This is a genomic window from Serratia sp. CY74737 (assembly GCF_052166775.1).
GTDB lineage: Bacteria > Pseudomonadota > Gammaproteobacteria > Enterobacterales > Enterobacteriaceae > Serratia > Serratia ureilytica.
This window is the reverse complement of sequence record NZ_JBJNOF010000017.1, coordinates 1-26,201: the sequence shown is the minus strand read 5'-3', so window position 1 is coordinate 26,201 and position 26,201 is coordinate 1. Positions and strand designations below refer to the sequence as shown.

At 58.7% G+C, this 26,201-nt stretch carries 21 protein-coding genes, 1 tRNA gene and 1 other RNA gene; 6 read left to right on the top strand and 17 right to left on the bottom strand.

Going from position 1 to position 26,201, the window contains the following annotated elements:
* Positions 1-5: 5 nt before the first annotated feature.
* The 12 genes from dppC to ACJ8PE_RS21550 all read right to left on the bottom strand — a co-directional run bounded on the left by dppC (position 6) and on the right by ACJ8PE_RS21550 (position 13,447).
* The gene (gene dppC, locus ACJ8PE_RS21605) at positions 6-908 is read right to left on the bottom strand and encodes a dipeptide ABC transporter permease DppC (protein ID WP_033645059.1); all 903 of its coding nucleotides are present in this window, start codon (positions 906-908) and stop codon (positions 6-8) included.
* 11 nt (positions 909-919) lie between these two features.
* Positions 920-1,939 carry a dipeptide ABC transporter permease DppB gene (gene dppB, locus ACJ8PE_RS21600; RefSeq protein WP_033645060.1) on the bottom strand — a complete coding sequence of 340 codons (1,020 nt, stop codon included), beginning with the start codon at positions 1,937-1,939 and terminating at the stop codon, positions 920-922.
* A 168-nt stretch (positions 1,940-2,107) separates the two neighbouring features.
* A complete protein-coding gene (gene dppA, locus ACJ8PE_RS21595) occupies positions 2,108-3,715 on the bottom strand; it encodes a dipeptide ABC transporter periplasmic-binding protein DppA (RefSeq protein ID WP_042783430.1) in 1,608 nt (535 codons plus the stop codon).
* A gap of 601 nt (positions 3,716-4,316) precedes the next feature.
* Positions 4,317-6,008: a glycosyl hydrolase family 18 protein gene (locus ACJ8PE_RS21590; RefSeq protein ID WP_197792966.1), complete on the bottom strand. Its 1,692-nt coding sequence runs from the start codon at positions 6,006-6,008 to the stop codon at positions 4,317-4,319.
* Positions 6,009-6,434: 426 nt separating this feature from the next.
* Positions 6,435-6,563, bottom strand: a non-coding RNA gene (locus ACJ8PE_RS21585) — RtT sRNA.
* Positions 6,564-6,598: 35 nt separating this feature from the next.
* Positions 6,599-6,675: transfer RNA gene (locus tag ACJ8PE_RS21580), tRNA-Pro, on the bottom strand.
* A gap of 120 nt (positions 6,676-6,795) precedes the next feature.
* Entirely contained in the window at positions 6,796-8,127 is a 1,332-nt protein-coding gene (locus ACJ8PE_RS21575; protein ID WP_033645063.1) for an MFS transporter, read from the bottom strand.
* Between the two features lie 95 nt (positions 8,128-8,222).
* Positions 8,223-9,767 carry a signal transduction histidine-protein kinase/phosphatase UhpB gene (gene uhpB, locus ACJ8PE_RS21570; protein ID WP_197792967.1) on the bottom strand — a complete coding sequence of 515 codons (1,545 nt, stop codon included), beginning with the start codon at positions 9,765-9,767 and terminating at the stop codon, positions 8,223-8,225.
* Entirely contained in the window at positions 9,764-10,354 is a 591-nt protein-coding gene (gene uhpA / locus ACJ8PE_RS21565) for a transcriptional regulator UhpA (RefSeq protein ID WP_033645065.1), read from the bottom strand. Before uhpA ends, uhpB begins: the two co-directional genes overlap by 4 nt.
* A gap of 119 nt (positions 10,355-10,473) precedes the next feature.
* A complete protein-coding gene (gene eptB, locus ACJ8PE_RS21560) occupies positions 10,474-12,168 on the bottom strand; it encodes a kdo(2)-lipid A phosphoethanolamine 7''-transferase (RefSeq protein WP_117188028.1) in 1,695 nt (564 codons plus the stop codon).
* A 226-nt stretch (positions 12,169-12,394) separates the two neighbouring features.
* On the bottom strand, positions 12,395-12,820 hold the full coding sequence (locus ACJ8PE_RS21555) for an organic hydroperoxide resistance protein (RefSeq protein ID WP_004934114.1): 426 nt from the start codon (positions 12,818-12,820) through the stop codon (positions 12,395-12,397).
* 162 nt (positions 12,821-12,982) lie between these two features.
* Positions 12,983-13,447, bottom strand: coding sequence for a MarR family winged helix-turn-helix transcriptional regulator (locus ACJ8PE_RS21550; protein WP_197792968.1), 465 nt, complete (start codon positions 13,445-13,447; stop codon positions 12,983-12,985).
* A gap of 97 nt (positions 13,448-13,544) precedes the next feature.
* Between ACJ8PE_RS21550 and ACJ8PE_RS21545 the strand changes: the two genes are divergently transcribed.
* On the top strand, positions 13,545-14,144 hold the full coding sequence (locus ACJ8PE_RS21545; protein WP_033652280.1) for an HD domain-containing protein: 600 nt from the start codon (positions 13,545-13,547) through the stop codon (positions 14,142-14,144).
* Here ACJ8PE_RS21545 and ACJ8PE_RS21540 read toward each other — a convergent pair whose 3' ends face one another.
* The 3 genes from ACJ8PE_RS21540 to bglF all read right to left on the bottom strand — a co-directional run bounded on the left by ACJ8PE_RS21540 (position 14,145) and on the right by bglF (position 18,949).
* Entirely contained in the window at positions 14,145-15,515 is a 1,371-nt protein-coding gene (locus ACJ8PE_RS21540) for a carbohydrate porin (protein ID WP_373275654.1), read from the bottom strand. It lies immediately after the preceding gene.
* A 150-nt stretch (positions 15,516-15,665) separates the two neighbouring features.
* Positions 15,666-17,069 carry a glycoside hydrolase family 1 protein gene (locus ACJ8PE_RS21535; protein ID WP_197792969.1) on the bottom strand — a complete coding sequence of 468 codons (1,404 nt, stop codon included), beginning with the start codon at positions 17,067-17,069 and terminating at the stop codon, positions 15,666-15,668.
* A gap of 14 nt (positions 17,070-17,083) precedes the next feature.
* Positions 17,084-18,949: a PTS beta-glucoside transporter subunit IIABC gene (gene bglF / locus ACJ8PE_RS21530; RefSeq protein ID WP_404769117.1), complete on the bottom strand. Its 1,866-nt coding sequence runs from the start codon at positions 18,947-18,949 to the stop codon at positions 17,084-17,086.
* Between the two features lie 660 nt (positions 18,950-19,609).
* Between bglF and ACJ8PE_RS21525 the strand changes: the two genes are divergently transcribed.
* Entirely contained in the window at positions 19,610-20,359 is a 750-nt protein-coding gene (locus ACJ8PE_RS21525; protein WP_069100556.1) for an NAD-dependent epimerase/dehydratase family protein, read from the top strand.
* Positions 20,360-20,391: 32 nt separating this feature from the next.
* On the opposite strand, the gene ACJ8PE_RS21520 is transcribed toward ACJ8PE_RS21525, so the two are convergent.
* Positions 20,392-21,558, bottom strand: coding sequence for an MFS transporter (locus ACJ8PE_RS21520; RefSeq protein WP_033645072.1), 1,167 nt, complete (start codon positions 21,556-21,558; stop codon positions 20,392-20,394).
* Between the two features lie 385 nt (positions 21,559-21,943).
* Here ACJ8PE_RS21520 and ACJ8PE_RS21515 point away from each other — a divergent pair, with 385 nt between their 5' ends.
* Entirely contained in the window at positions 21,944-23,044 is a 1,101-nt protein-coding gene (locus ACJ8PE_RS21515) for an alkene reductase (protein WP_042783419.1), read from the top strand.
* A 384-nt stretch (positions 23,045-23,428) separates the two neighbouring features.
* Positions 23,429-23,599 (top strand): hypothetical protein, encoded by a 171-nt coding sequence (locus ACJ8PE_RS21510; RefSeq protein WP_162837995.1) that lies wholly within the window; start codon positions 23,429-23,431, stop codon positions 23,597-23,599.
* Between the two features lie 65 nt (positions 23,600-23,664).
* Here ACJ8PE_RS21510 and ACJ8PE_RS21505 read toward each other — a convergent pair whose 3' ends face one another.
* Positions 23,665-24,177, bottom strand: coding sequence for an Mpo1 family 2-hydroxy fatty acid dioxygenase (locus ACJ8PE_RS21505; RefSeq protein ID WP_197792971.1), 513 nt, complete (start codon positions 24,175-24,177; stop codon positions 23,665-23,667).
* Between the two features lie 396 nt (positions 24,178-24,573).
* Here ACJ8PE_RS21505 and ACJ8PE_RS21500 point away from each other — a divergent pair, with 396 nt between their 5' ends.
* Together ACJ8PE_RS21500 and ACJ8PE_RS21495 are read left to right on the top strand one after the other, a co-directional pair.
* Positions 24,574-24,912: a colicin E1 family microcin immunity protein gene (locus tag ACJ8PE_RS21500; protein WP_197760390.1), complete on the top strand. Its 339-nt coding sequence runs from the start codon at positions 24,574-24,576 to the stop codon at positions 24,910-24,912.
* A gap of 774 nt (positions 24,913-25,686) precedes the next feature.
* The coding region (locus ACJ8PE_RS21495) for a colicin-like bacteriocin tRNase domain-containing protein (RefSeq protein WP_442536866.1) at positions 25,687-26,201 on the top strand (515 nt) is incomplete at its 3' end.

The following is a 26,201-nucleotide window of genomic DNA, read 5'->3' as shown; positions in this document are numbered from 1 at the left end:
CTCTGTTACTGCTTGAGTTTGGGGTCGAGAGCGTCACGCAAACCGTCCCCCATCAGGTTGAATGCCAGCACCGTCAGCAGGATCGCCAGGCCGGGGAAGGTCACTACCCACCAGGCGCTTTGCGCGAACTGCAACACGTCGGAGAGCATGGTGCCCCACTCCGGCGTCGGCGGTTGCGCGCCCATGCCCAGAAAGCCGAGAGCGGCCATGTCGAGAATGGCGTTCGAGAAACCGAGAGAAGCCTGAACGATCAAGGGCGCCAGGCAGTTAGGCAGAATATTGACGAACATCTGACGCAGCGCGCCGGCGCCCGCCACCCGCGAAGCGGTGACGTAATCGCGGTTCACCTCCGCCAGCACCGCCGCGCGCGTCAGACGCACATAGTGCGGCAAGGCGACGAAGGTGAGCGCCAGCGAGGCGTTGACGATCGACGGTCCGAATACCGCCACCAGCACCAGCGCCAGCAGCAGGCTCGGCAGGGCCAGCATGATGTCGACGACGCGCATGATCACCGCGTCCACCGCGCCGCCGAAGTAGCCGGCCAGCAGGCCGAACACCACGCCCATGACCAGCGACAGCACCACCACCAGACAACCGACCAGCAGCGACAGGCGCGCGCCGTACATCAGGCGCGACAGCACGTCGCGGCCCACGTCGTCGGTGCCCAGGATGTATTGCCAACTGCCGCCCTCCTGCCACACCGGCGGCTTAAGCAGCGCGTCGCGGAACTGGTCCGCCGGCGCATGCGGCGCCAGCACCCCGGCGCCGAGCGCGATCACCAGCATCAAAACGATATACACCAGGCCGACCACGGCCCCTTTATTGCGCTTGAAATAGTGCCAGAACTCCTGAAACGGGGTCATAGGCTTCGGCGCACCTTTAACTGCAGACTCAGTGATTTGAGACATGAGAGCGCCCCTTATTTCTTGTGGCGAATACGCGGGTTGACCACGCCGTAGAGCACGTCTACCAGCAGGTTAACCAGAATGATCATACAGGCGACCAGCAACACCCCGCCCTGCACTACCGGGTAATCACGGCGCTGCAGCGCGTCGATCAGCCAGCGGCCCAGACCCGGCCAGGAGAAGATGGTTTCGGTCAGAATGGCGCCGGCCAGCATAGTGCCGACCTGCAGCCCGATCACCGTCACCACCGGTAGCAGCGCGTTGCGCAGCGCGTGAACGACGATCACCCGCATGCGGCTCACGCCCTTGGCGCGCGCGGTGCGGATATAATCTTCGCCCAACACCTCCAGCATCGAGGAGCGGGTCATGCGCACGATCACCGCCAGCGGGATGGTGCCCAGCACGATGGCCGGCAGGATCATGTGCATCACCGCATCGATAAAGTCGCCCGGTTCGCCCCAGATCAGGGTGTCTATCAGCATGAAGCCGGTCAGCGGGTGGCTGTCGTCGAGGAATACCGTGTCGCTGATGCGCCCCGACACCGGCGTCAGGTTAAGCTGCACCGACACCAGCATGATCAGCATCATGCCCCACCAGAAAATCGGCATCGAATAGCCGGTCAGCGAGATGCCCACCGCGGTATGGTCGAAGACCGAGCCGCGTTTGACCGCCGCCAGCACCCCGACCGGGATGCCCACCAGCACCGCGAAGATCATCGCGCACAGGCCCAGCTCCAGCGTGGCCTGAAAACGCGGAACGAACTCGCTCCAGACGGAGATGCGGCTTTTGAGTGAGGTGCCCAGATCGCCGTGCAGCACGTTGGACACATAGGAGAAATATTGTTGATAGAGCGGCTTGTCCAGCCCCATTTCCGCCATCAGCTGCGCGTGGCGCTCGGCGGAGATACCGCGTTCCCCGGCCATGATGGTCACCGGGTCGCCGGGGATCATATGGACGAATGCAAAAGTCAGCAATGTAATGCCGATAAACGTTGGGATAACTAACCCCAAACGTCGGAGTATGAACTGCAACATATCCCGAACTCTCTGTATCAATGCCCGGCAGCTCATCGTCCGCCAGGCTTATTAACGCTCACATGCCTTTGAACGATCCAACGGCCATACGCCGGAGACTGGTCAGCAGAGGCGCAAACCTGTTGCGCCCCTGCAAGTCCATTCGTGCATCTCCGGTTTAGGTCGGAATCAGTCTACAGAGACATTCTCGAAGTGATGCTTGCCGAGCGGATCCACGACGTAGCCCTTCACTTCCTTACGCACAGGCTCATACACGGTGGAGTGCGCGACGATCAGCGCCGGAGCCTGATCGTGCATCACCACCTGCGCCTGCTTGTACAGTTCGATGCGTTTGTCGTGGTTGGACTCGGCGCGCGCCGGTTGAATCAGATCTTCAAACGGCTTGTAGCACCAGCGGGAGTAGTTGGAGCCGTCTTTCGCCGCCGCGCAGCTGAACAGCGTGGCGAAGAAGTTGTCCGGATCCCCGTTGTCGCCGGTCCAGCCCATCATCACCGTCTGGTGCTCGCCCGCTTTGGCGCGCTTGAGGTATTCACCCCACTCATAGGTCACGATTTTGGCTTTCACGCCGATCTTGGCCCAGTCGGCCTGGATCATTTCCGCCATGCGGCGCGCGTTCGGGTTGTAAGGACGCTGTACCGGCATCGCCCACAGGTCGATGCTGAAACCATCGGCCATGCCCGCTTCTTTCAGCAGTTCTTTCGCCTTGGCCGGATCGTAAGCGTAATCCTGCACCGCGTCGTTATAGCCCCACATGGTCGGCGGGATCAGGTTCTTGGCCGCCTGGCCCGCGCCCTGATAAACCGCGTCGATGATCGCCTGCTTGTTGACCGCCATGGTCAACGCCTGACGCACCTTCACGTTATCCAGCGGTTTTTTCTCGGTGTTGAACGACAGGTAACCCACGTTCAGCCCCGGCTGCTCCATCAGGTTGATGGATTTGTCCTGCTTCATGCGGGCGATATCGGCCGGGTTCGGGAACGGCATCACCTGGCATTCGTTTTTCTGCAGCTTGGCGTAACGGACGGAAGCGTCAGGCGTGATGGAGAACACCAGGCGATCGATCTTCGGCTTGGTGCCCCAGAAACCGTCGAACGCCTTGTACAGGATTTTGGAGTCTTTCTGGTACTGCAGCAGCTGGAACGGGCCGGTGCCGATCGGGTTCAGGTCGACTTTTTCCGGCGTACCGGCTTTCATCATGACGTCAGCGTATTCGGCGGACAGGATGGACGCGAAGTCCATGCCCAGGTCAGCCAGGAACGGCGCCTCCGGGCGGTTCAGCACGAAACGCACGGTGTTGTCGTCTACTTTTTCGATCTTGGCGATCAGCTTCGGCATGTCCATGCCTTCAAAGTATTCGTAACTGCCGCCGGACACTTTGTGGTAGGCGTTATTGGCATCCAACTGGCGTTCGAAGGAGAACACCACGTCGTCGGCGTTGAAGTCGCGCGTCGGTTTGAAATCTTTGCTGCTCTGCCACTTCACGCCTTTGCGCAGGTGGAAGGTATAGGTTTTGCCGTCTTCGCTGACGTCCCACTTCTCAGCCAGGCCCGGCTGCAGTTCGGTGGTGCCGACTTTGAATTCGACCAGGCGGTTGTAGATCGGTACCGAACTGGCGTCGTAGGTGGTGCCGGAGGTGAACAGCTGCGGGTTGAACCCTTCCGGGGAACCTTCAGAACAGTAAACCAACGTCTTGGCCTGTACGCTGGCCGCCACGGTCAGCGCGATCAGCCCAATGCCGAATTTCAGAACCCCCGATTTACCCAAGGAACGTGTCATCGTTAGTGCTCCATTGTGTGATGTGATGTGTGTAATTGCCGCCAGACCTGTATTTTTTATTGCGTGGCCTGTGCGGTCAGCGCCCGAAGGCAGAAGGCGTACGATGAGAGGATGCCGGATGGAACGCATCGCGACGGGGACGTCTGAGCGCGTGGAATTCACTCAAACAACTCTCGCTCTTACCCCTGAGGCTATCAAGTTGCCAACTGTTTGAGGTGTCGTCAATATAACCAGTGGGGATTTACGCAGACTGTGAGAAACAGCAAACAAACATAAAAAAAACCTTTTGTTAACAGTTCCAGCATGAAAATTTATGCTAAGCGGTCATTTTTAGCGCATTGGTCTGACCCTGATAAATTTACTGGTTTTAAACTCCGCTAAAAAACCCCAAAACTTTGTTGCTGAACGATGAATATCTGAACGGTTATTTTTGTGATCGCCGTTAAAGACAGAAGGAAATGCTGAAGGATTACCCAAAAGGGTGAGTCCGATGAGCGTATTTTTCGCCGGGCAGGCCCACAATCTGTGCGGCGTAAAAAAACTTTCGGCGGCGAAAAAGCCGGGGGCGAAAGGATATCCCCCGGCAACGCACTGCAACCGATTATTGAACGCCGGCGCTGTTGCCCAGGCTGGCGTTCATGCTGTTGAGAATATCGCCGTTGTCCGCGTCGATCTCCCAGGAGAACAGGCCGCCCAGCTGCTTATCCAACACGTACTTGCCTTTGGCCTGCACCGAGCGGGCATCGTCAAAGGTGATCAGATCGCCGGTGGAAGGTTTGAACACATAAGGCGCTTCCGCCGTGGCGTCGTAGGTGTACTGCCACTCGCCGCTCATGAACTGGCTGGCGATCTGGCGGTAGTCCACGATGCCGTTCTCCCAGGTGCCTTTGACCGGCCCGGTGGCGGTGCCGGTGAACGGAATGTTGTTCTGGTAGCCGTTCACCCCGGTCCAACCACGGCCATACATGGCGGTGCCGACCACGATCTTGCCCGGCTTGACGCCCTGCGCCAGCAGCGCATTCACGCCGTTTACCGTGGTGTAGGCGGTGTCCGGTTTCCAGGCCGGCGCATTCAGCGCGGTCTGATGCCCCAGGTTTTTCAGATCGAAGGCGCCGTAGAAGTCGTAGCTCATCAGGAAGATGTGATCCATCGAGTTCTGCGCGACGTTGTATGCCACCTTGTCGATCTTGTCCTTGCCGGCGCTGATGGCGGAGGTCAGCTCATACTTGCGGCCGGTTTCCGCCGACAGCTGATCCAGCATCGCCCGCAGTTCTTTCATCAGCAGCACATAAGTTTCCCCGTCCTGAGGGCTGCCCAGATTCGGGTTGGCGCCTTTGCCGCCCGGGAATTCCCAGTCGATATCCACGCCGTCGAAGAACTTCCAGGTCTGCAGGAACTCTTTCACCGAGCCGACGAAGCGATCGCGCTTCACCTTGTCGCCCATGAAGAAGAACGGGTCGGACAGCGTCCAGCCGCCGATCGACGGCAGGATTTTCAGATCGGGACGCGCCTGCTTCAGCGCCATCAGCTGGCCAAAGTTGCCCTTGTAGGGGTCATCCCAGGCGGTGACGCCCTTCTGCGCTTTTTGCAGCGCGGCGAACGGATCGTGGATGGAGACTTTGAAATCCTCGCGGCCCTGGCAGGAGCGCTGCAGCGCCTGGAAGCTGCCTTCGATCTCTTTCAGGCTGTCGTTGATGCCGTTGCCGCCGCAGATCGGGATAAAGCCGTACAGCAGGTGAGTCAGGTTCTGCGCCGGGATCTTATCGACGGTGAAATTGCGCCCGTAAACGCCCCACTCGACGAAATAAGAACCGACGACTTTGCCGGAATTCTGTTTATACGGTTTGTTCTTTTCCAGCAGCGGCTCTTTCAACGGCGCCAAATGGCTGCCGTCGGTGTCGGCCACCACAATTTCAGTGGCGTCGCTGGCGGTGCAGCCGTCGGCATTGCACAATGCCACCTGCATTTGATAACGGCCGCCTTTATTGACTTTAAAATTCGCCGTACCGGAAGATCCGGTTGAAGGGCCGCTCCACGCCTCTTTGCCATTTAATAAAATCTTGGCCGTCGTGCCCGTGTCGCCATTCCATAAATTCCAAGAGACGGAAACATCGGCGGCATTTTTTACCTTCACCAAATTATTATAAGCGGTGGCCGCCTGATCGACTTCGACGATAGCGAACTTGGTGTTGCCCCAGGCGATAGTCGGCTTGCCCGGCGCGGCGGCCTGCGCCGTGGAACACAGCGTGCTGCCGATCAACAGCGCCAACAGCGGTTTATTAAATTTGCGCATAACTGATTCCTTTATTCCGAGAGGATAAACATAAAAGAGTTAATCGTCGCTACGCATTGCCGAAGCGAAAAAATTCCGCAATAATCCACGAAGATTAAAGTCAACAAATAAAAACAGCGTTTTTACACGTAACGGAAAAAAATCATTCCCGCCGCGTACATTCAGACTATAAATAAAAAAGGCGTGAAAACAAGAGCGCTATCAACTGGGTTTTATTCAGCAAGCGTGAATTTATTTAAATATGAGAAAAAGAACCTAACTGGAATAAGGATTTTGAATTAATTAAGCGTAAAGGATAAATATATTTCACGAGGCCGGCGGATTGACACGTGCCATAAAGCGAAGCCGGTCGTATCGCAGGAGGTACTCATCCTCATAAACTGCAGGCGAAAAAAAACCTGCTTTAAAAGCAGGTTTTTCGAATGGTGGTCGGCGAGAGAGGATTACGCGCATCGTTGATGCGCGCCCTGCGGGCCGTTGCTAAAGCAACGTTGTCTCGCTTCGCGAGGCTCGAACCTCCTGCGGAGGTGCTCATCCTCATAAACTGCAGGCGAAAAAAAACCTGCTTTAAAAGCAGGTTTTTCGAATGGTGGTCGGCGAGAGAGGATTCGAACCTCCGACCCACTGGTCCCAAACCAGTTGCGCTACCAAGCTGCGCTACTCGCCGATGCGGGGCGCATCTTACTGCTGGCGGTTATAGGCGTCAATCACTTTTTTCCCCCTGCATTTCAAGTGGTGATAAAAGCGCCATAATGCGCTGCGCCGGGGGTTGCGCAGCGCATTTTACTCAGGCTTTGGCGGTTTTCAGCACCGGCGTCTGCGCACGCAGGAACGGCAGCAGGAACAGCGCCGACAGGCAGGCGGCGATGGAAATCACCACAAAGAAACCGTTCCAGTGCCAGATTTCCATCACCCGCGCGATCGGGTAGCCGGACAGCGCCGCGCCCAGGTAGGCGAACAGGCCGACGAAACCGGTCGCCGCGCCCGCCGCATCTTTATGCGAGCACTCCGCCGCCGCCATGCCGATCAGCATCTGCGGGCCGAAGATGAAGAAGCCGATGGCGAAGAAGCAGCAGGCCTGCAGCAGGTAGGTGACGCCCGGCATCAGCCACAGCGCCGCCACCGACAGGAAGATGCCGATGGCGAAGATCAGGTTCATCGGGCCGCGGTTGCCGCGGAACAGCTTGTCGGAACCCCAACCGGCCACCAGCGAACCGATAAAGCCGCCCACTTCAAACAGCGAAATGGCCGAGTTGGCAGTCATCAGCGAATAGCCCTTTTCCTGCGTCAGGTAGAGGTTGCCCCAGTCGTTGATCGCGGTGCGCACGATGTACACCAGCACGTAAGAGACCGCCAGCAGCCAGATGTACTTGTTGGTCAACACGTAGCGCTTGATGATCTCGCGGTTGCTCAGCCCCTGGCCTTCCGATTCCTGCACCAGTTCCATGGCGTCGTTGCGCCATTTGCCGACGCTCGGCAGCCCCAGGGTGGAGGGCTTGTCGCGCAGGCGCCAGCACATCAGCAGGCCGAGCACCACGCCGATGATGCCGGGAATGATCATGCCGTAACGCCAGCTGAAGTGCAGCGAGATAAAGCCCACCAGCAGCGGGATCAGCGCGCCGCCGACGTTGTGCGAAGTGTTCCAAATCGCCCACCAGCTGCCGCGCTCGGAGCGCGAATACCAACTGGTGAGGATTTTGGAGCACGGCGGCCAGCCCCAACCCTGGAAGAAGGCATTGAGGATCCACAGCGTGCCGAGCATCAGCAGCGACGAACTGAGGCCGAAGAAGATATTCAGCACCCCGGTCATGATCAGGCCCAGCCCCATAAAGTAACGCGGGTTGGAACGATCGCTGATCATGCCGGAAATGAATTTCGAGCAGCCGTAGGTGATGTAGAACAGCGTGCCGAGGATGCCGACGTCAGACATCGTCAGGCCCAGATCGCTCAGCATCGCCGGCATGATGAAGTTGAAGCTTTTGCGCGTGAAGTAAAACGCGGCGTAGCCGATGTACATGGTGCACATCAGCTGGATGCGCCAGTATTTATAGCTGGCGTCGATCTGCCGTTGATCGGTGACCTGCGGCGCATCCGGGCGGCTTTTAAGGAAAGACCACATGTGGAACCTCAGAGGATTGAATAAAGTGCCGCTATGATGCTCCCCGCGCGCGCGGGAGGCTTACGCCAGATTCCCGACGCGGTTAGGAGTTTTTCCTAGTTTTGCGCTTGCGCCGGTGAAACTGTGGGCAAGATCACACTCAAACAGGCGCCCCGCTCAGAGGTGAGCCGCAGGCTGCCGCCGAGGGCGCTGATGCGCTCCTGCATGCCGCGCAGGCCGTACCCCGGCTGATGGTGGTCCGCATCGAAGCCCACGCCGTTATCGCGGATGGTCAGGGCAATCTTCGGCGCGGCGCCTTTGCGCGGCTGCAGACGCGCATCCAATTCCAGGCGGCTGGCGCCGGCGTGGCGGCACACATTGGTCACCCCTTCCTGACACACCCGGTACAGCGTGATTTTCAGCGTTTCATCCAGCAGCTCGTCCGGCACCTGCCACTGCATGCTGCTCACCAGCGAGGCGTCCTGCGGCAGCGACTCCCGCAGCATCGCCGCCACCGCCGCCGACAGCGGCAGGTTGTTCAGCGCCGCCGGCCACAGCTGGGTCAGCACATCGTGCACCCCATCGTAGACCCGCAGCGCTAACGCATCGATGGTGTCGGCGCAGCCGATCACCGCCGGCTCCGGCGCCAGGCGTTTGACGATGCTGGCCTGGGTGCGGATCACGGTGATAGTCTGCCCCACTTCATCGTGCAGCTCGCGCGCCACCTCGCGCCGGGTTTGTTCCTCCGCCGTCACCAGCGCCCGGGCCAGCTGCCGGTTCTCCGCCAGCCGCAGCCGCAGCTGCTGATTCAGTTCGCGCTGGCGCTGAATACCGGCGCCCAGCAGCAGCCCGGTCAGGCTTTGGGCCAGCAGCGACAACAGCAAGTCGCGGTGCGACTCGGGCTGCGGCGGCTCGTTGACCATCAACGCCACGCCGTTGAGCAGCGTCGCCAACAGCGCGCCCTGCCAGCCATAACGGTAAGACATGAACACGATCGGGATCGCCAGGCAGAAAGGCGCAAAGCGGCGCAGCTCGGCGGCGTTAACCTGCTGCTGCAGCCAGATGCTGAATGCAAACAGCAGCAGATAGCTGGCCAGATGGCCCAGGCGCAGCTCCACCGGCTTGTGGATCAGCCCCGGCTCCAGCGGCACCCAGATTTGGCGCGCCAGATAGTGCCACAACAGCAGGCAGGTCGGCGCGATGGTGAAACCGCCGGTCAGGCCGAGCAGCAGCGCGCGGGCGCCTTCGCCGCTCACCAGCTGCCACACAAGCGCCTGCAGCAAAGCGGCGGCGGCCACCACCGCGCCCTGCAACAGCGGCCACCGCCATTCGCTGTCGCTCTGCTGATGGCGCAACAGCCACGGCGAGGCCAGCAGGCTGAGCAGCACCGTCAGCACCAGCACCGCCACCGACGCCCACAGCGCCGGGCCGTAGCCGTACTGGTCCGCCAGCAGCGCCATCAGCAGCAGGTCGGCCAGCAGGATCCCCGGCCAGAAACGGTACGGGCTCTGCAGCAAAATGCCCATGCGCAGGCCGAACGGGAACAGCAACAGCGCCTGCCAGGGCGGGTCGATCAGCGCGGTGCCGATGCCCCACAGGCAAAATGCGCTGGCGGCATAAATGAAGAACAGCGCCAGCTGGGTGATCAGACGCTGCGTCACAGGTTCAGCATCCGTCTGGCCAGCTCAACGTTATTGGTGATGCCCAGCTTGGCGAACAGGTTGGCACGATGCACATGCACCGTCTTCGGCGACAGCCCCAGCGCGGCGGCGATCTCGCGCACCTCCTGGCCCTGCGCCAGCAATAGCGCGATCTCGCGCTCGCGGCGGGTCAATGGATCCACCTTCACCCGCGCCAGCTGCTGGGCGATTTCCGGCATCAGATAGACGCCGCCGCCGGCGACGGTGCGCACGGCGGTGATCAGATCTTCCGGCTTGCAGCGCTTGGAGAGAAAGCCGCTGGCGCCGCGTTCCAGCGCCATTTCCACCAGCGCCGGATTATCGTGCATCGACAGCATCACCACGCGGATGCCGGAGGGAATGTCCGCCAGCAGATCCAACCCGCTGCCGTCGGGCATCGAAATGTCGCAAATGCAGATTTCCGCCTCCAGCCCCGGCAGGCCGGCACGCGCCTGCGCCGCGCTGCTGAACTCGCCCACCACCTGAATATCGGCCTCCAGCGACAGCAGCTGCACAAAGCCCGAACGCACAATGTCATGATCGTCGATAAACGCCACGCGCAGGGTCATGGAAATCTCCGGTTAGAAGGGGAAGTGCGCAAGTATACCGTATGCACACACCGGAATAATTGATGAAGAGAATGTATTGGCGGAAATTACCGGGTGCGCAAGGCACCCGGCGGGAGGGATTACAGGCTGGCAGGCGCCGTTTTATTCTGCGGGAGATGGCACCAGTTGTTTTTATCCACGATGCCGCCGTTCGGCGAGGTGTAGCCGAGGCAACCGAGGACGGTGTCGAACAGCTCGACGTGGCGATGCGTTCTGCCGATGCGCTGCTGCGCCTGCAGTTGCTCAAAGGCGCTGAGGTGCTGCGGGTTCTCGAGGAACTTGTCCGACGCCCACACCATCATCGGCACGCGGAATTGCTCCGGCGGCGCCATTTCGCGCGGCGTACCGTGCAGGTGCGTGTTCTCGCCGATCGACTCGCCGTGATCGGCGGCATAGAACACGATGGCCTTCTTGTCCCGCACCTGGTCGATCACATTACTGATAAAGCTGTCGGTATACAGCACCGTATTGTCGAAGGCGTTGATCAGCTGCGCCTTGGTGCAGGAGTCATCCACCCCCATGCACTCCGGCTGATAGCGCGCATAGCTGCGCGGATAACGCTGCGAGTACAGGTAGTGCGAGCCTTTGGTATGCAGGATCACCAGGTGTTTGCCCTTCGGATAACGCGCCAGCGACTCCTTCATTTCGTCCACCAGCAGCATATCGTCGACCGCCTTGCCGTCGTTGCGCTTCTCGGACGCGATCATCTCGCGGAACGAATAGTTGTTCACCTCGGTGTTGTTGTAGAACCACACCTCACTCTGCATGGCGAACAGCTCGGAAGAGAAGCCCAGTTCCTTCATCACCGCGAACACGTTTTGCTCTTTCAGCGTGCGTTGCGGGTTGTCCTCGGTGCCGCCTTCGCGCACGAACATGCAGCGCAGCGACAGCTTGGTGGCGGTGTCGCACGACTCGCCGCGGAACGCCACCAGATTCTTCTCTTTCGACAGGCGCGGCGTAGTATCGCGCTCGTAGCCCAGCATGCCCATGTGATCCCAGCGCGTGGTCTCGCCGATGATGAACACCACGTAGGTATCGTCGATGTCCGCCGGCGGCACATAGGTAAAGTGTTTGCCCGGATCGAACAGCGTGCTCTGATCCTGACTTTCGTCATAGCGGGTATAGGCGAACAGCCCCAGCGCCGACAGCCAGTTAGACGGCAGGTACGAGTGCGCCACCACGCCGCCGTAGCTCGGCAGATCGACGTTGGCGAGCTTCTCCTGCACGCTTTGCTCGTCGTCCAGCATGCGCAGCGGCAGCCAGACCAACGCTACCACCGCCAACAACACCAGCAGCGGTTTGATGCGGTGACCGGGGGTTTTCAGCTGTTCGATCAGGGTGAAGCGCAGGCTGTTTTTCCAGATCAGCAGCAGCGGCAAGGCGCTGAGCGCCACCATCCACAGCACGAAATGCAGGCCGACCACCTCTTTCGACAGATCGATATCGGTGGTCATCACCGACACCACGATGCCGTAGCCGATCACCACGTTGAAAAACGTCATGTAGTAGCTGGCGGCAACCGAAATCAGCACCAGCAGCGAGGCGACGATGCGATAAAACAGCCGGCCGCCGAGCGACACCAGCCGCATGATGAAGAACGTGAACAGGACGATAGCGATGACTTCCGTCACCGCCGAAATAAGCTTAATTCCCTGAATGCCGTGCGCCAGTGAATCAAAACGGCGATAAAAAACGGACAGGTTTAGAAAGATGCCGATATAGATCGCTAACAATAACGATAAATTCTGCTGTGATAGCGATTTAACTTTGTTCATGTAACGCGGTGGCTCCGGGGACGGTGTAGCGGTTCTGACTCAGTCAGACACTGATTGCGGCTTCTGGTTCAGCCAACCGGCAATAAGCGTTATTTTGCGAGTAATAATCAAGAGAATTCTCACAAAACGGGCAAAATTTACCGCTTTTTTGAGCACTTTTCAGACGGGATATCAAAGAAAATGGAGGGATAAACCCTCCATTTTTTCCATGGTGTGGGCAAAAAACTTACTTAACGTTCAGCGTGACGTCGATATTGCCGCGGGTGGCGTTGGAATACGGGCACACCACGTGCGCCTTTTTCACCAGATCTTCCGCCACGCTGCGCTCGATGCCCGGCAGCGAAATATCCAGCTGCACTTCGATGCCGAAGCCGTTCGGGATTTCACCGATGCCGACGGTGCCGTCGATCTTCGCTTCGGCCGGGATTTTGACCTTTTCTTTCGCCGCGACAAACTTCAACGCGCCGAGGAAACAGGCCGAGTAACCGGCGGCGAACAGCTGCTCGGGGTTGGTGACTTCGCCGCCGGCGCCGCCCATCTCTTTCGGTACGCCCAGTTTCACGTCCAACACGCCGTCGGAGGAGGTCGCACGGCCGTCGCGGCCGCCGGTTGCGGTGGCGTGAGCGCGGTAAACCACTTTCTCAATAGACATCGTTCATTCCTTCTTGCTGGTTGGCGAGATGACAACAGCCCCCGCGAGGGGTAGCCGGTCACACATATATATCTTTTACGATTAAATCGTACACTACTTATTTTTGACGCTTATTAATCAGTGTAGACCACCCCTGCCGTTCTTGCGTCCGGCGTCGGTGGGTCAAATCTGATCGATCAGGCTGCCGCGCAGCTTTTCCAGCTGCTGTTTGAGCGAGACGATCTCGTCCAGGCTGCAGTCGGTGGCGCACATCACCGCCTCGGGCACCGACTGCGCCCGTTCACGCAGCGAGCGGCCGGCGTCGGTGAGCGCGATGATCACCTGGCGCTCGTCGGTAGTGGCGCGATAGCGCACCAGCAAACCGGCGGTTTCCAGCCGTTTCAGCAGCGGCGTCAGCGTGGCGGAATCGAGGAACAGCCGCTCGCCGATATCCGATACCGTCACCCGATCGCGTTCCCACAGCACCATCATCACCAGATACTGCGGGTAGGTGAGCTCGAGCTGATTCAACAGCTTGCGGTAGACTTTGTGCAGCGCCAGGTTGGCGGAGTACAGCGCGAAACAGAGCTGCTGATCGAGCAGCAGCAGGTTCTTCGCGTTGGGTTGTTCGGTATCGGTGCTTTTCATGTGAGTGAATATAGATAGTGCACGATGTAATCGCAAGCTATTTCTTGTGAGGTATGCTACATTTTTTTCATGCAGAGGATGCCTGGAGGGAAAGGAAATGACGAATACGCTTGCAGAACGCGCGCGCCGCTACGCCACCAAGGCGCATGCGGCCATCGATCAGCGCCGCAAATACACCAACGATCCGTACATCGTCCACCCGCAGGCGGTCATGGAGCTGGTACGCAGCGTGCCGCACACCGAAGAGATGCTGGCGGCCGCCTGGCTGCATGACACGGTAGAAGACACGCCTACCACCCTCGGCGATATCGAAAGCCACTTTGGGCCACAGGTAGCGGAGCTGGTGCGGATGTTAACCAACGTCAGCCACGCCGAGGACGGCAACCGCTTCGAGCGTAAAAACCGCGATCGGCGCCACAGCGCCGGCGCATCGCCGCAGGCCAAAACCATCAAACTGGCGGATCTGATCGACAACACCCGCTCGCTGCTGGACTACGACAGCCACTTCGCCCAAACCTATCTGATCGAGAAACAGCGCCTGCTGGAAGTGCTGACCGAAGGCGACCCGACGCTGTGGCGCCAGGCCAGCCATATCGTCGAACAGGGGCTGCTCAGATTACAGCAGCCGCCGCACAACGTGCCGGCCAGCTGGTTTGAGCACGCCCGCCGGCGCTACCGCGAGAACGACGCGGCCTGATCAGAAGGTCACCACCGTTTTCAACGCCGTCACCCAGGCGTCCTGCGTCTCGCTGACGCCCGCCGGATGATGCCAGTATTGCAGGCCCGGCTGCAGCTGCAGCCACGGCGTGACGTTAACGCGGTAGTACAGCTCCGCCGTCACCGAGTGGCCCGGCACCGGCCGATAGTTCGGATCGTGATAATCGCTGATGCCGCTCATCTCGTTGAGGTAACGCTGATTGTCTTTATAGCGGTCGCTCAGTTTCACCACCGAAACGCCCAGCCCCAGCCAGTCGTCCGGCCGCGCATCGAACAGCCCGCGATAGCGGATGCCGGTCGAAGTGGACCAGTGCAGGTAGTTGCTGCGCTGATCCCCCAGCCCCAGGCTGTAGAACACGCTCAGGCCACGGTTGACGTCATCCGCATGGCGCGTCACCTGCTGGTTGAAACCGGTATACAGGAACCAGGTGCGATCGTGGCTGCGATAGCTCTGCGGATCGCTGGCGCCCGGCTCGCCGGATACCCCTTCATAAAGATCGCGCTGGCGCGCATTGGTAAACAACACGCCCAGGTTATACACCCCCGGCAGCTGGTTGACGGCGTGGGTTTTCAGCTCCACCTCCATCGGCAGCAGGAAGCCTTTGCTGCCCTTGGTGGATCCGCTCCAGGCGTGACTGCGGCTGGGGGCGCTCGGGTTCTGCTCCATCACGCCGCCCTTGAGCGTCAGGCCGTCGGTCAGCTTGTATTGCAGCGTGGTGCCCCAGTAATGCACGTTCCAGTTGTACCAGGTCAACGAGTTGGCGGACTTGCCGCCGCACAGCGTCAGCGTCTGAAAATCGCAGGGGATGATCTGATCGAAATCCTGCACCTTGTTCATCATGCCGATACGCCATTGCAGCCGGCTGTCGAGGAAGGAACGGCTGAAGGTCAACCAGCCCAGCCGGGTGATCGACTGCCCGCCAAAGCTCTCCTGCGACAGATCGGTCAGGCCGACGCGCGGATCCTGCAGCCGATCGCGGGTCAGGTTGTTGTCATGGTTGCGGTTGACGATATTGCCTTCGATCGCCGCATCCGGAATGCCGGTCAGCGCCTGCAGATCCTGGCTGAAGGTCAGCGAAAATTGGTCGATGTACGACGCCTGTTTATCGTGGTTGTAACCGCCGCCGGCGTTATACGACAGCTGGCTGAGGTAGCCGAGATTATAGTGGAAACCGTGATCCTCCAGGATCGGTCTGATCCCCAGCATATCCCCCAACAGCCCAGGCTGCGGCGGTTCAAAGCCGAGCGCCACCCCTTCCCATTTGGCGGTGGGGGCTTCAACGTCCTTGCCGGTTTGCAGCGTTTCCGCCTGCGCCTGGCTACAGAGCAGCGCCAGCGCCGCCAGGATCATGGAACGAGGTAATAAGCTTTTCATCATTATTATATTTCTCCGCATAACGGCTGACTGCGGGCAACAGCATTCCCTGGGAGAGAATTTCCCATCATGAACAGCAGCGAATAAGGTTAGTTAACGCCCGGCGTTTGCCGCCGGGCTGAAGGGTTAGCTCCGGTCTTTCAGGCTGGCGCCGTTGCTGTGGATCACATCGCGATACCAGTAGAAACTCTTCTTGCGGCGGCGCTCGAGGCTACCGTTGCCGGCATCGTCTCTGTCGACGTGAATGAAGCCGTAGCGCTTCGACATTTCGGCCTTCGAGGCGCTGACCAGATCGATCGGCCCCCAGCTGGTGTAGCCCATCACCTCGACGCCGTCATCGATCGCCTCGGCCACCTGCACCAGGTGGTCATTGAGGTAGTTGATGCGGTAGTCGTCGTTGATGCTGCCGTCGGCCTCGACGCGGTCTTTGGCGCCCAGCCCGTTCTCAACGATGAACAACGGCTTCTGATAGCGGTCGTACAGCACGTTGAGCAGGTAGCGCAGCCCGATCGGATCGATTTGCCACCCCCACTCCGAACTGGCCAGGTGCGGGTTCGGCACCATATCGAGAATGTTGCCGCGTGCCGTTTCATACTGCTCCGGGTCGGCGGTAACGCAGCCGCTCATGTAGTAGCTGAACGAGATGAAGTCGATGGTTTCGCGCAGCGTTTGCCGATCTTCCTCGGTGATCGCCACCTGAATGCCGTTTTCACGGAAGAAGCGCTGCATGTAGGCCGGGTAATAGCCGCGCGCCTGCACATCGCCGAAGAACAGCCAGTCGCGGTTTTGCCGCTGGGTTTCCAGCAGATCTTCCGGCTTGCAGCTCAGCGGATACAGAATGCCGCCCAGCAGCATGTTGCCGATTTGCCCCTCCGGCACGATCTCGTGACAGGCCTTCACCGCTCTGGCGCTAGCCACCAGCTGATGGTGGATCGCCTGATAGACGGCGCTCTTGTCGCTCTCTTGCGGCAGGCCAACCCCGGTGAAGGGCGCGTGCAGCGACATGTTGATCTCGTTGAAGGTCAGCCAGTGTTTAACCTTGTGCTTATAGCGTTCGAACACGGTGCGCGCATAGCGCTCGAAGAAATCGATGGTGCGGCGATCGCCCCAGCCGCCGTAGCGCTTCACCAGACCGTAAGGCATCTCATAGTGCGACAGCGTGATCAGCGGCTGAATGCCGTATTTCGCCATCTCATCGAACAGCCGATCGTAAAACGTCAGCCCGGCTTCGTTCGGGGTCTCTTCATCGCCCTGCGGGAAAATGCGCGTCCAGGCGATCGAGGTGCGCAGGCACTTGAAACCCATCTCGGCGAACAGCGCGATATCCTCCGGGTAACGATGATAGAAATCGATCGCCACGTCCTTGATGCCGCTGTCGCCCGCCGTGCGCGGCGTGATGGCGCCGAAGATGCCCTGCGGCTGCAGATCGGAGGTCGACAGCCCCTTGCCGTCGGCCTGATACGCGCCTTCTACCTGGTTCGCCGCTACCGCGCCGCCCCACAGAAAATGTTGCGGAAACTTGCCGTTCATCGCTTGCTCCTCAATTAACGTAATAAAGTCAGCAGCGGCGCCTGTTCCTGCACCGGAGACAGGCCGCTGGTCAACACGTCCACGTAGTCATCGCTGTTGCTGATGATGATCGGCGTGGTGGTGTCATAGCCGGCGGCATGGATCGCCGCCTGGTCGAACTCGATCAGCAGATCGCCCGGCGCGATCCGCTCGCCTTCCCGCACGTGGGCGGTGAAATGCGCCCCGTCGAGCTTCACGGTATCGATGCCGACGTGGATGAGAATCTCCGCGCCGTCGTCCGATTCGATGCCGATGGCGTGTTTGGTTTTGAACAGCGACGCCACGCTGCCGCTCACCGGCGCCACCACTCGCCCCTGCTGCGGCGCGATCGCCACGCCTTTCCCCAGCAGGCCGCTGGCGAAGGTCGCGTCGTTCACCTGCTCCAGCGGCACGATGTCGCCGGCGATCGGGCTGAGAATGGCCTGTTTGCGGTTAAGCGGCGCGGCGGCTTCAGGCTGCGCCGTCTCTTCCGCCGGCGCGACGCCGAACAGGTAGCTGGCCAGCGCGGCGAACACAAACGACAGCAGGGTGCCGCCGATCGCGCCCCACACCGTGGCGTCGATGCCGCCGTTGGGAATGATTTGCGCGAAGGTGAACACGTTCACCAGGCCGAACGAGTAGACCGAGGTATGGAAGTAACCGATCACCGCCCCGCCCAACGCGCCGCCGATGCAGCCGAAGATGAACGGACGCTTGTTCGGCAGGGTGACGCCGTACACCGCCGGTTCGGTGATGCCGAAAATCCCGGCGCCGATGGCCGAACCGGACAGCGCCCGCAGCTTGGCGTCGCGGGTGCGCAGCATCACGCCCAGCGTGGCACCGACCTGCCCCATCACCGCCGGCAGCAGCAGCGGCACCATGGTGTCGCGCCCCAGCACGCTCAGGTTGTTGATCATCAACGGCACCAGCCCCCAATGCAGGCCGAAGATCACGCACACCTGCCACATCGCCCCCATGAAAGCGCCGGCGATGATCGGGTTGAAGGCGTAAATGGCCTGATAGCCGTTGGCCAGCAGATGGCTGAGCCAGGTCGCCGCCGGGCCGATCAGCAGGAAGGTCAGGGGCACGGTGATCGCCAGACACAGCAGCGGCGTGATGAAATTGCGCAGCGCGCTGTGGATCACCCGGTTAAACAACGGCTCCAGACGGCAGGACACCCAGGCCGCAAAGATGATGGGGATCACCGACGAGCTGTAGTTGATAAAAGTCAGCGGAATGCCGAAGAAATATTCGCGCACCGCGCCCGGCTGTTGCGCCGCCTCGAACGCCGCCATCATCAGCGGATGCGTCAACGCGCCACCGATCGCCATGGTGACGAACGGGTTGCCGCCGAATTTTTTCCCGGCGGTGTAGCCGAGCATGATCGGGAAGAAATAGAACAATGCGTCGCTGGCGGCGAACAACATTTTAAAGGCGCCGCTGCTTTCCAGCAGCCAGCCGCAGGCCAGGCTCAGCGCCAGCAACCCCTTCAATACCCCCGAGGCAGCCATCACCCCGAGCAATGGGGTGAAGATGCCGGAAACCACGTCGATAAAGCGGCTGAGCAGATTGTCTTTTTTACCGTCCGCATCGCTACCGCTCGACGCGCCTTCGGCCAACCCGCCGACCCGGTTGACCGCGTCGAACACCTCGGCCACGTGGTTGCCCACCACCACCTGAAACTGGCCACCGCTCTCCACCACCATGATGACGCCCGTGTTTTTCTTCAGCGCTGCCGCGTTGGCGCGGCGGTCGTCACGCAGCTTGAAACGTAGGCGGGTGGCACAATGCACCAGGCTTTTCACATTGTCGCGGCCACCGACGCCGGCCAAAATCTCACTGGCTAATGTGTCATATTTCATACGGTTATCCTTAGACTTCGCGTTCTGCCGATCCCGCCTTTGCGCTGGCCTGGCGCAGGAGCGAAATTCGGCGCAAAAAAAAACCTAAACCTCGCGGCCTCTGCCCCATCGGGGAACAGAAACGCGAGGTTTAGGTTTTGCCTGCCGCAGCAGTAACAACCCTAAATCGGTTGAGTTATGACGTTAACACCGCAGATTTTAGCGGAGCAAGGCTTTGCGACGGCAAATTGCCGAACTGTGATCGCAAAGGCAAAACGGCCTCAATGCACGAAATAATGCATGCCGCCCTCTACCGGGATCACTGCGCCGATGATATATCGCGCGAGCGATAGAGAGGGATGAGAGAGTATCGCCCGGCTTCACGTCAAAAAAACATAAGGTTAACTAACCTAATAATTCACTATCAAGCTAAAGCGAAACACGCATTTTCCAGCGGCCAATCGGCTTTTCTGGCAATATTCGCAGCTATTAAGGCAAATACATCGCCAAACCTCATCGAATATTGTTAGCATTCCACGATATTCACCCGCGCAAAAATCACCGTGCGCAATTGAATACGGCGAATAAACATCAGAATAACTAATTAAAACAACTAGACAAAAATCACACGGGGGATTATTACTGGTCAACGCTTAATCGAGAGTAGGGATGACAGTCACCATGGTGTTGCGTACTGATGTAGGACGGATTTTGATTACCGGCGCCGGCGGCCGAGTCGCCACCGCGTTTCGCCAGGCAGTGGGCGATCGCTATGCATTGCGGCTGGCGGAACGAGATCTCGCTCTGTTGCGCGATCGCCGGCCCGGCGATGAGGTCATCAGCTTCAACATCGCCGATCTCGACGCCTGCCGTGAGGCCTGCGCCAATATCGACACCGTGTTGCACCTGGCCGCCGATCCGGCTCCCGACGCCGATTTTTGCGGTTCGCTGATGGACAACAACATTCTCGGCACCTTCAATATCTTCCGCGCGGCGAAAGACGCCGGCTGCCGCCGGGTAGTGTTCGCCAGCAGCGCGCAGGCGGTGGAAGGCTACCCGCTCGATTATCAAATCCGCCCGGATGACGCGCCGAAGCCGAAAAATCTGTACGGCGCCAGCAAGGCGTTCGGCGAAGGCATCGCCGCCTATTTCGCCCATCAGGAGGGGCTTTCCGCCCTGTCGGTGCGCATCGCCAACTTCACCACTCTGAGCCGGGGCGAACAGCTTAGCGCCCGCGACATGAGCGCTTTTCTCAGCCATCGCGACGCCGCCGATCTGCTGGATCGCTGCATTCGTGTCGAAGGGGTGCAATATGCGGTGGTGCACGGGGTTTCCAATAACCGCTATACGCGTTTGTCGCTGGAAGAGACCCGTCGCCTGCTCGGCTACGCCCCGCAGGACGATGCGTTCAGCCTGCTCGGCTTTGAGTGAGCGCGGCGGGGAACCCCGCCGCACGTTATCGTTTAACCGTTGGCGTAGGCCACTTTTTCGGCCTGACGGTGGGTGAACAGCACCAGCAACAGCGCCAATCCGGCAATAATAGCCCCCATCACCGGCACGAAGCTGTATCCCAGCCCGGCGGAGACTACCGCGCCACCGGCGGCGGCGCCCAGCGCATTGCCCAGGTTAAAGGCGCCGATGTTGACCGAGGACGACAGGCCCGGCGCTTCGCTGGCGACACGCATCACGCGCATCTGCAGCGGCGGCACCACGGCAAAGGTCGCCGCACCCCAAATCACCATGCTGACCGCGGCGCCGATTTCACTGCGCGCCAGGAACGGGATCACCAGCATAATGACCACCAGCAGCAGCAAGAAACCCTTCAGCGTCGCGCTCTCGGAGCGGTCGGCGAATTTACCGCCCAGGTAGTTGCCGATGGAGAAACCGACGCCGATCAACACCAGCATGACCGTCACGAACAGCGGCGTCGCATCGGTGATGTGCTGCAACACCGGCGAGATATAGGTATAGAGCGTGAACATCGCGCCCGCGCCCAGCACGGTCGTCAGCAAGGCGGACAGCACCTGCGGGCGCACCAACACCGACAGCTCGCGTTTCACATCAGGGCGTGCGCCGGCGCTGCCTTTCGGCAACGAGAACCACAGCCCCAGCATGGCGATCACGCCCAGCCCGGCCGTCGCCAGGAACGACATGCGCCAGCCGATGGTTTCACCCAGCCAGGTCGCGGCCGGCACCCCGCCGATATTGGCGATGGTCAGGCCCATAAACATGGTCGCCACGGCGCTGGCCTGTTTCTCTTTCGGCACCACGCTGGCGGCCACCACTGAACCGAGGCCAAAGAACGCGCCGTGGTTCAGGCTGGTGATGATGCGCGACAGCATCAGGGTGGTGTAGTCAGGCGCAACCGCCGATAGCACGTTACCCAGGGTAAAGATCGCCATCAGGAAGATCAGCGCGCTTCTGCGCGCCCGGTGAGAAAGCAGCAACGTCATCAGCGGTGCGCCGACCATCACGCCAACGGCGTAGGCGCTGATCAACATGCCGGCCATCGGGATGGAGACGTCCACCCCTTTGGCGATCGTCGGCAGCAACCCCATCGGGGAAAACTCGGTCGTGCCGATGCCGAACGCCCCCACCGCCAGGGCTAATAAGGGAAAGTTAATTTTCATTCAACAACTCCGGTTAACCGCTGCCGAAGCGCGGGAAAGTTAAGATGCCAAAAGTATGACATTGATCACACCAAAGATAAGCAGGCGGAAGGCTAAAAGACTTTTGCGATTTTGTTAAAAATCGTGGGGAAAACAGCAGCCGACTCTATCTCAGCCACGCGCCGACAGGCAATAGCCGCCGTCGCCCGTGCGCACATCGGGTTCATTCTCGCCACCTGGCCCACCCGCCATACCGGCTCACCGGCTCACCGGCGGCGGCTGCGACTATTGAACACAGAGCAAAAGTATTTTGTTATTGTGCGCGTTTTTAGAATTAAACGACGAAATATAATGGCCTCAGCAAAACATCATCGCCCTACGGCCTAATTCACATGAGGGAAGCGTCATGCTTTTTGACTCGTATTCTTTAAACGGTTTATCGCTGAACAATCGCATCGTCATGCCGCCCATGACCCGTTCACGGGCCGGCGCCGGCGACGTCGCCACCGACATGATGGCTGAATATTATGCCCAGCGCGCCAGCGCCGGGCTGATCGTCAGCGAAGGCACGCAGATCAGCCAGCAGGGCCAGGGTTATGCCTGGACGCCCGGCATTTACACCCCGGAACACATCGCCGGTTGGAAAAAAGTCACCGACGCCGTACATCAGGCCGGCGGCAAGATCTTCGCGCAGCTTTGGCACGTCGGCCGCGTGTCGCATACCATTTTACAGCCTGGCCACGCCGCGCCGGTCTCCTCCTCCGCCATCCAGGCCGACGGGGTCAAGGTGTTCGTGGATGTCGAAGGCCGCGGACCAGAGCATGGCGTGGGTGAAATGGTGCAGCACTCCGCACCGCGCGCCTTAACGCGGGAAGAAATTCCGGCGATCGTCAACGACTACGCCCAGGCGGCTCGCAACGCCATTGCCGCCGGTTTCGACGGCGTAGAGCTGCACGGCGCGAATGGCTATCTGATCAATCAGTTTATCGACTCGCGGGAGAATCAGCGCGACGACGAATACGGCGGTTCACTGCAAAATCGCCTGCGTTTCCTACGGGAAGTGGCGCAGGCGGTGGCGGACGCCATCGGCAAAGAGAAACTGGGCGTGCGTCTGGCGCCGCTGACCACCCTGATGGGCTCGCAGGACGATACCCCGGAAGCCACCTATCTGGCGGCGGCCAGCGTGCTGAACGATATTGGCGCCGCTTACATTCACATCGCCGAAGCGGACTGGGATGACGCTCCGGTGATGCCGGCGGCGTTCAAAGAGTCGCTGCGCCTGATTTTCCGCGGCACGCTGATTTACTCAGGCAAATATACGCGTGAACGCGCTGAAGAAGCGCTGGCCAAAGGCTGGGCGGATCTGATCGGCTTCGGCCGCCCGTTCATCGCCAACCCGGATCTGCCTCACCGCCTGCAACACGGGCTGGCGCTGAATGCGCCAATCAAAGAGAAATTCTTCGGCGGCAGCCGGGAAGGCTACACCGATTACCCGACGATCGGGTAAATATGTTCAGCCCCCCGAGCCTGCAAGTGCGGGGGGCTTCGCTGGCTTGGTAAACAACGCTCTTCTGAATAAGCACATAACCCAGATTTTCAGTGTCCGCACGATAAATAAAAAATAAATCTAAAACCTTAGATATAAAATAATAAATTAAACATTTTCATTGCAATTTTTTATTAGAATACAAAAAAACAAAACATACAAAAACAATATAAGTTGAAACAAAAACAATGAAACCAGGAAAAATGAAAACTTAAAACACAATATTAAATCAAAATTTAAACACATAACCCGTATTTACCGAGCAGGGTTGAATATATATGCGAACGTGTAAATATCTTTCCGAACAGCGCTATTGTGGCGCTGCGTTGATTAAGGAAAGATCTTATGTCTAAATCACCTATCGGTACTACAGCAACTACAGGGCAAAAATGCCCGGAAAGCGGCGTTTGGGAAGTGGTTGGCAAACCCTCAACCACAGCGCCAATCGCTAAAGGCAATATCATGCCTCCTTATGGCGGTAAAGGGGTTACCTGGAAATTGATCCAATACGCATAACCCGTCATCTTCAGGCCTCTTTTTTAAGAAGGGGCCTCGCAGAGAAAGCGTATTCATTCCTTATTTCATCTCTTCCCGCTGCGCACCTTGCCCGCGCGCATCTCGATGTTCTGCTGCAGTTCGCGCAGCCCGCCGGCCAGGAAGCAGGCTTCCGCCAGCACGAACAGCGGGCCGATGATAAGCCCCGTCACGTCGTCCATAAACGCCGGTTTTCGCCCCTCCCAGAAATGCCCGACAAACTGAAACAGCCAGCCGATGACGAAGCCGCCGATGCTGACGCTCAGCCACGCCGCCGTCGACAGCGACGCCATCCAGGCGCCGAACACGAGGCACAGCAGCAGCAACGCCAGCATCAGAATGCCAAGGCGCAGATTCAACCGCAGGTAATAAAGGGCCGAAACGATAACCATCACGCAGGCCGGCGAAAACGGCAACCATCCCCCGCCCCATGCCGGCCGGGAGAGCAACACCAGCAGGCTGACGACGATCAGGGGGATACCGATAAAATGCGTGGCGATATTGCGCGCATCGCGATGATAGGCGGCATAAGCGGCCAGTTGATCTTCCAGACTTCGCATGTTGACCTCCGGTATGTACGGCCTTCGTCGCCGAACACGCGCCGCCGCATGCGGCAGCCCTTACCCATAGCTTAGCGCGGGATCACCAATACCGGTTGGCCAATCTCATCCAGCAGGCCGCCCCCACGTCAGAACTGCGATCCGGTGCACCGTTGGCTGCGGCAGACCATCAAGCAGTTCTTTTCCAGCGGGAGTGAGGGGGTTCGGTGTTGGAGAAAGGGGCCGCTCGCGACAGAACCCAAATACGCCTGCCAGATAAGTCGGTAATATGGCATTTTGCCGAAGCCCTGCGCATACTCAGACGTCTTGGATAAACCGCGCGACGCGGGCAATGGCATCGGTATTCCATTTCGCCAAGCACGAAACAGAAAGGAACTCATGTCCAGGGAGGCACAAATGGCCAAAGCGTATTATTGGAAAAGTCAGGTGTGGGGAGCGGCGTATTTTTTTACCGCGCTTTATTACATCCATTCTTTCCAGGACATGGTGAATATCGCACTTTCGTTGATCCTCTCCATCCTGAGCTTTTTACTGTATCCCTGTGCTAAAAAAGGCATTGAAACGGCCGCTCTGCAGTTCACGAGTGAAGAATTTTGGCACCGCGGACTGTTCGCCGATACCATAGGCAAAAATGGCGTGCTGATCCTGTATTATGCATTCTGTTATGTCATGGCCCTGCCGCTGGGCGCCCTGTATCTGCTTGCCCTATTCCTCAGAAATAAAAAGGCCGCGTAAGCGGTTTTTACGTCAACGGCTTACTGCCTCGTAGTCCTTCTTCATGAACGTTTCTTCTACCCACACAAGCGGCGCTATCACAAAGCGAAAGAAGCAAATTACCCCTACCGGAGCCGACAATCACAGAGGAGATTGGGAGACATTGATTGGCGATCACAGGAGTCGCATTTGATAGCCAATCAATTTGAATTTACTCAGTTTTATCAAGTTCGATTTTGAACCATGCCCCCTATTATGCCCCCAAATGATTTTGCTTGTAGGGTTTAAGGGGTCAGTTTGGATAACTTCCCATTTATGCTCCATAAAATCTCCTTTTTGATATCTGTCATTTTGCACACAAACACTGTGTTTATATAGTGTTTGATGCTAAACCATCCTCTCAAGCCCGCCAATCAAATGATAATTATTCTCGTCTATACCAAGCGTGACACAAAAAAGCAGCCGCCTGCGACAGCTGTCACACTGACAAATGTGGGTTAATCCCGGCTGCGCGTCCGTTCCCACTCCAGCTTCTGCAACCAGTCATACTCCCGGAGGATATTTTGAAGGGAGAGTAGGGAGCATTAAATTTCAACTTAAACAATTAATTATCTACTTGACGTACGTTTTCGTTCCATTGGCCCTCAAACCCCATTCACCCCAAACCTCCTCTCTGTTTTGTTTGATATACAGCACAACAACCAGCTGGGTTAATGACTTGTAAACTCCTTTAATTCTCGCTAAAAACTGGATATGCATACAGTATTTGTGTGCAATTTCAACAGGAGATGAGTTATGAGTGGTGGTGATGGTAAAGACAGCCGCGGTCCTGGCGGTGGGGTGAATGGTGGGCCGACGGGGCTGGGTGGGGGTGTGGATGCATCCGATCACTCTGGCTGGAGTTCAGAAAATAACCCATGGGGAGGCAAGGATAAGGACACTGGCGGGCATACTGGTGGTGGCAACAATGGTGGGGACAGGGATCCCGCCAACAGTGGCGGCAATGTTAACCTAAGCCTGTTTCCGGAAGCACAAGCGTCTGTCGCGGTGGGGGCACAGTTCAATCTTTCACTGTTCGATGGCGCATGGGGATTCAGCCTACTGAAATCCCAAAAGGTACAATCGGTTATCACAAAATCGATAGCCAAAGTGAAAACGCTCGGTATTCCCACGGTAGGCACATTGTGGCGAACTAGTCTGTGGGGATTGGTCGTGGAAGGCATTACGCCAACCAAGATCGCTCCTGATGATATGTCTATGGTGCGACATATTGTGACGACACTCCCTGCGGATTTGGTCACTCAGACGCC

Bases quoted from the DNA above. Each gene is read 5' to 3' on its own strand.
- ACJ8PE_RS21555 (WP_004934114.1), bottom strand. From the start codon at position 12,820: ATGTCTATTGAGAAAGTGGTTTACCGCGCTCACGCCACCGCAACCGGC.
- ACJ8PE_RS21515 (WP_042783419.1), top strand. From the start codon at position 21,944: ATGCTTTTTGACTCGTATTCTTTAAACGGTTTATCGCTGAACAATCGC.
- dppA (WP_042783430.1), bottom strand. From the start codon at position 3,715: ATGACACGTTCCTTGGGTAAATCGGGGGTTCTGAAATTCGGCATTGGG.
- ACJ8PE_RS21525 (WP_069100556.1), top strand. From the start codon at position 19,610: ATGGTGTTGCGTACTGATGTAGGACGGATTTTGATTACCGGCGCCGGC.
- eptB (WP_117188028.1), bottom strand. From the start codon at position 12,168: ATGAACAAAGTTAAATCGCTATCACAGCAGAATTTATCGTTATTGTTA.
- bglF (WP_404769117.1), bottom strand. From the start codon at position 18,949: ATGAAATATGACACATTAGCCAGTGAGATTTTGGCCGGCGTCGGTGGC.
- ACJ8PE_RS21520 (WP_033645072.1), bottom strand. From the start codon at position 21,558: ATGAAAATTAACTTTCCCTTATTAGCCCTGGCGGTGGGGGCGTTCGGC.
- dppB (WP_033645060.1), bottom strand. From the start codon at position 1,939: ATGTTGCAGTTCATACTCCGACGTTTGGGGTTAGTTATCCCAACGTTT.
- ACJ8PE_RS21540 (WP_373275654.1), bottom strand. From the start codon at position 15,515: ATGATCCTGGCGGCGCTGGCGCTGCTCTGTAGCCAGGCGCAGGCGGAA.
- dppC (WP_033645059.1), bottom strand. From the start codon at position 908: ATGTCTCAAATCACTGAGTCTGCAGTTAAAGGTGCGCCGAAGCCTATG.
- ACJ8PE_RS21590 (WP_197792966.1), bottom strand. From the start codon at position 6,008: ATGCGCAAATTTAATAAACCGCTGTTGGCGCTGTTGATCGGCAGCACG.
- ACJ8PE_RS21575 (WP_033645063.1), bottom strand. From the start codon at position 8,127: ATGTGGTCTTTCCTTAAAAGCCGCCCGGATGCGCCGCAGGTCACCGAT.
- ACJ8PE_RS21535 (WP_197792969.1), bottom strand. From the start codon at position 17,069: ATGAACGGCAAGTTTCCGCAACATTTTCTGTGGGGCGGCGCGGTAGCG.
- uhpA (WP_033645065.1), bottom strand. From the start codon at position 10,354: ATGACCCTGCGCGTGGCGTTTATCGACGATCATGACATTGTGCGTTCG.
- ACJ8PE_RS21510 (WP_162837995.1), top strand. From the start codon at position 23,429: ATGTCTAAATCACCTATCGGTACTACAGCAACTACAGGGCAAAAATGC.
- ACJ8PE_RS21505 (WP_197792971.1), bottom strand. From the start codon at position 24,177: ATGCGAAGTCTGGAAGATCAACTGGCCGCTTATGCCGCCTATCATCGC.
- ACJ8PE_RS21545 (WP_033652280.1), top strand. From the start codon at position 13,545: ATGACGAATACGCTTGCAGAACGCGCGCGCCGCTACGCCACCAAGGCG.
- ACJ8PE_RS21500 (WP_197760390.1), top strand. From the start codon at position 24,574: ATGGCCAAAGCGTATTATTGGAAAAGTCAGGTGTGGGGAGCGGCGTAT.
- ACJ8PE_RS21550 (WP_197792968.1), bottom strand. From the start codon at position 13,447: ATGAAAAGCACCGATACCGAACAACCCAACGCGAAGAACCTGCTGCTG.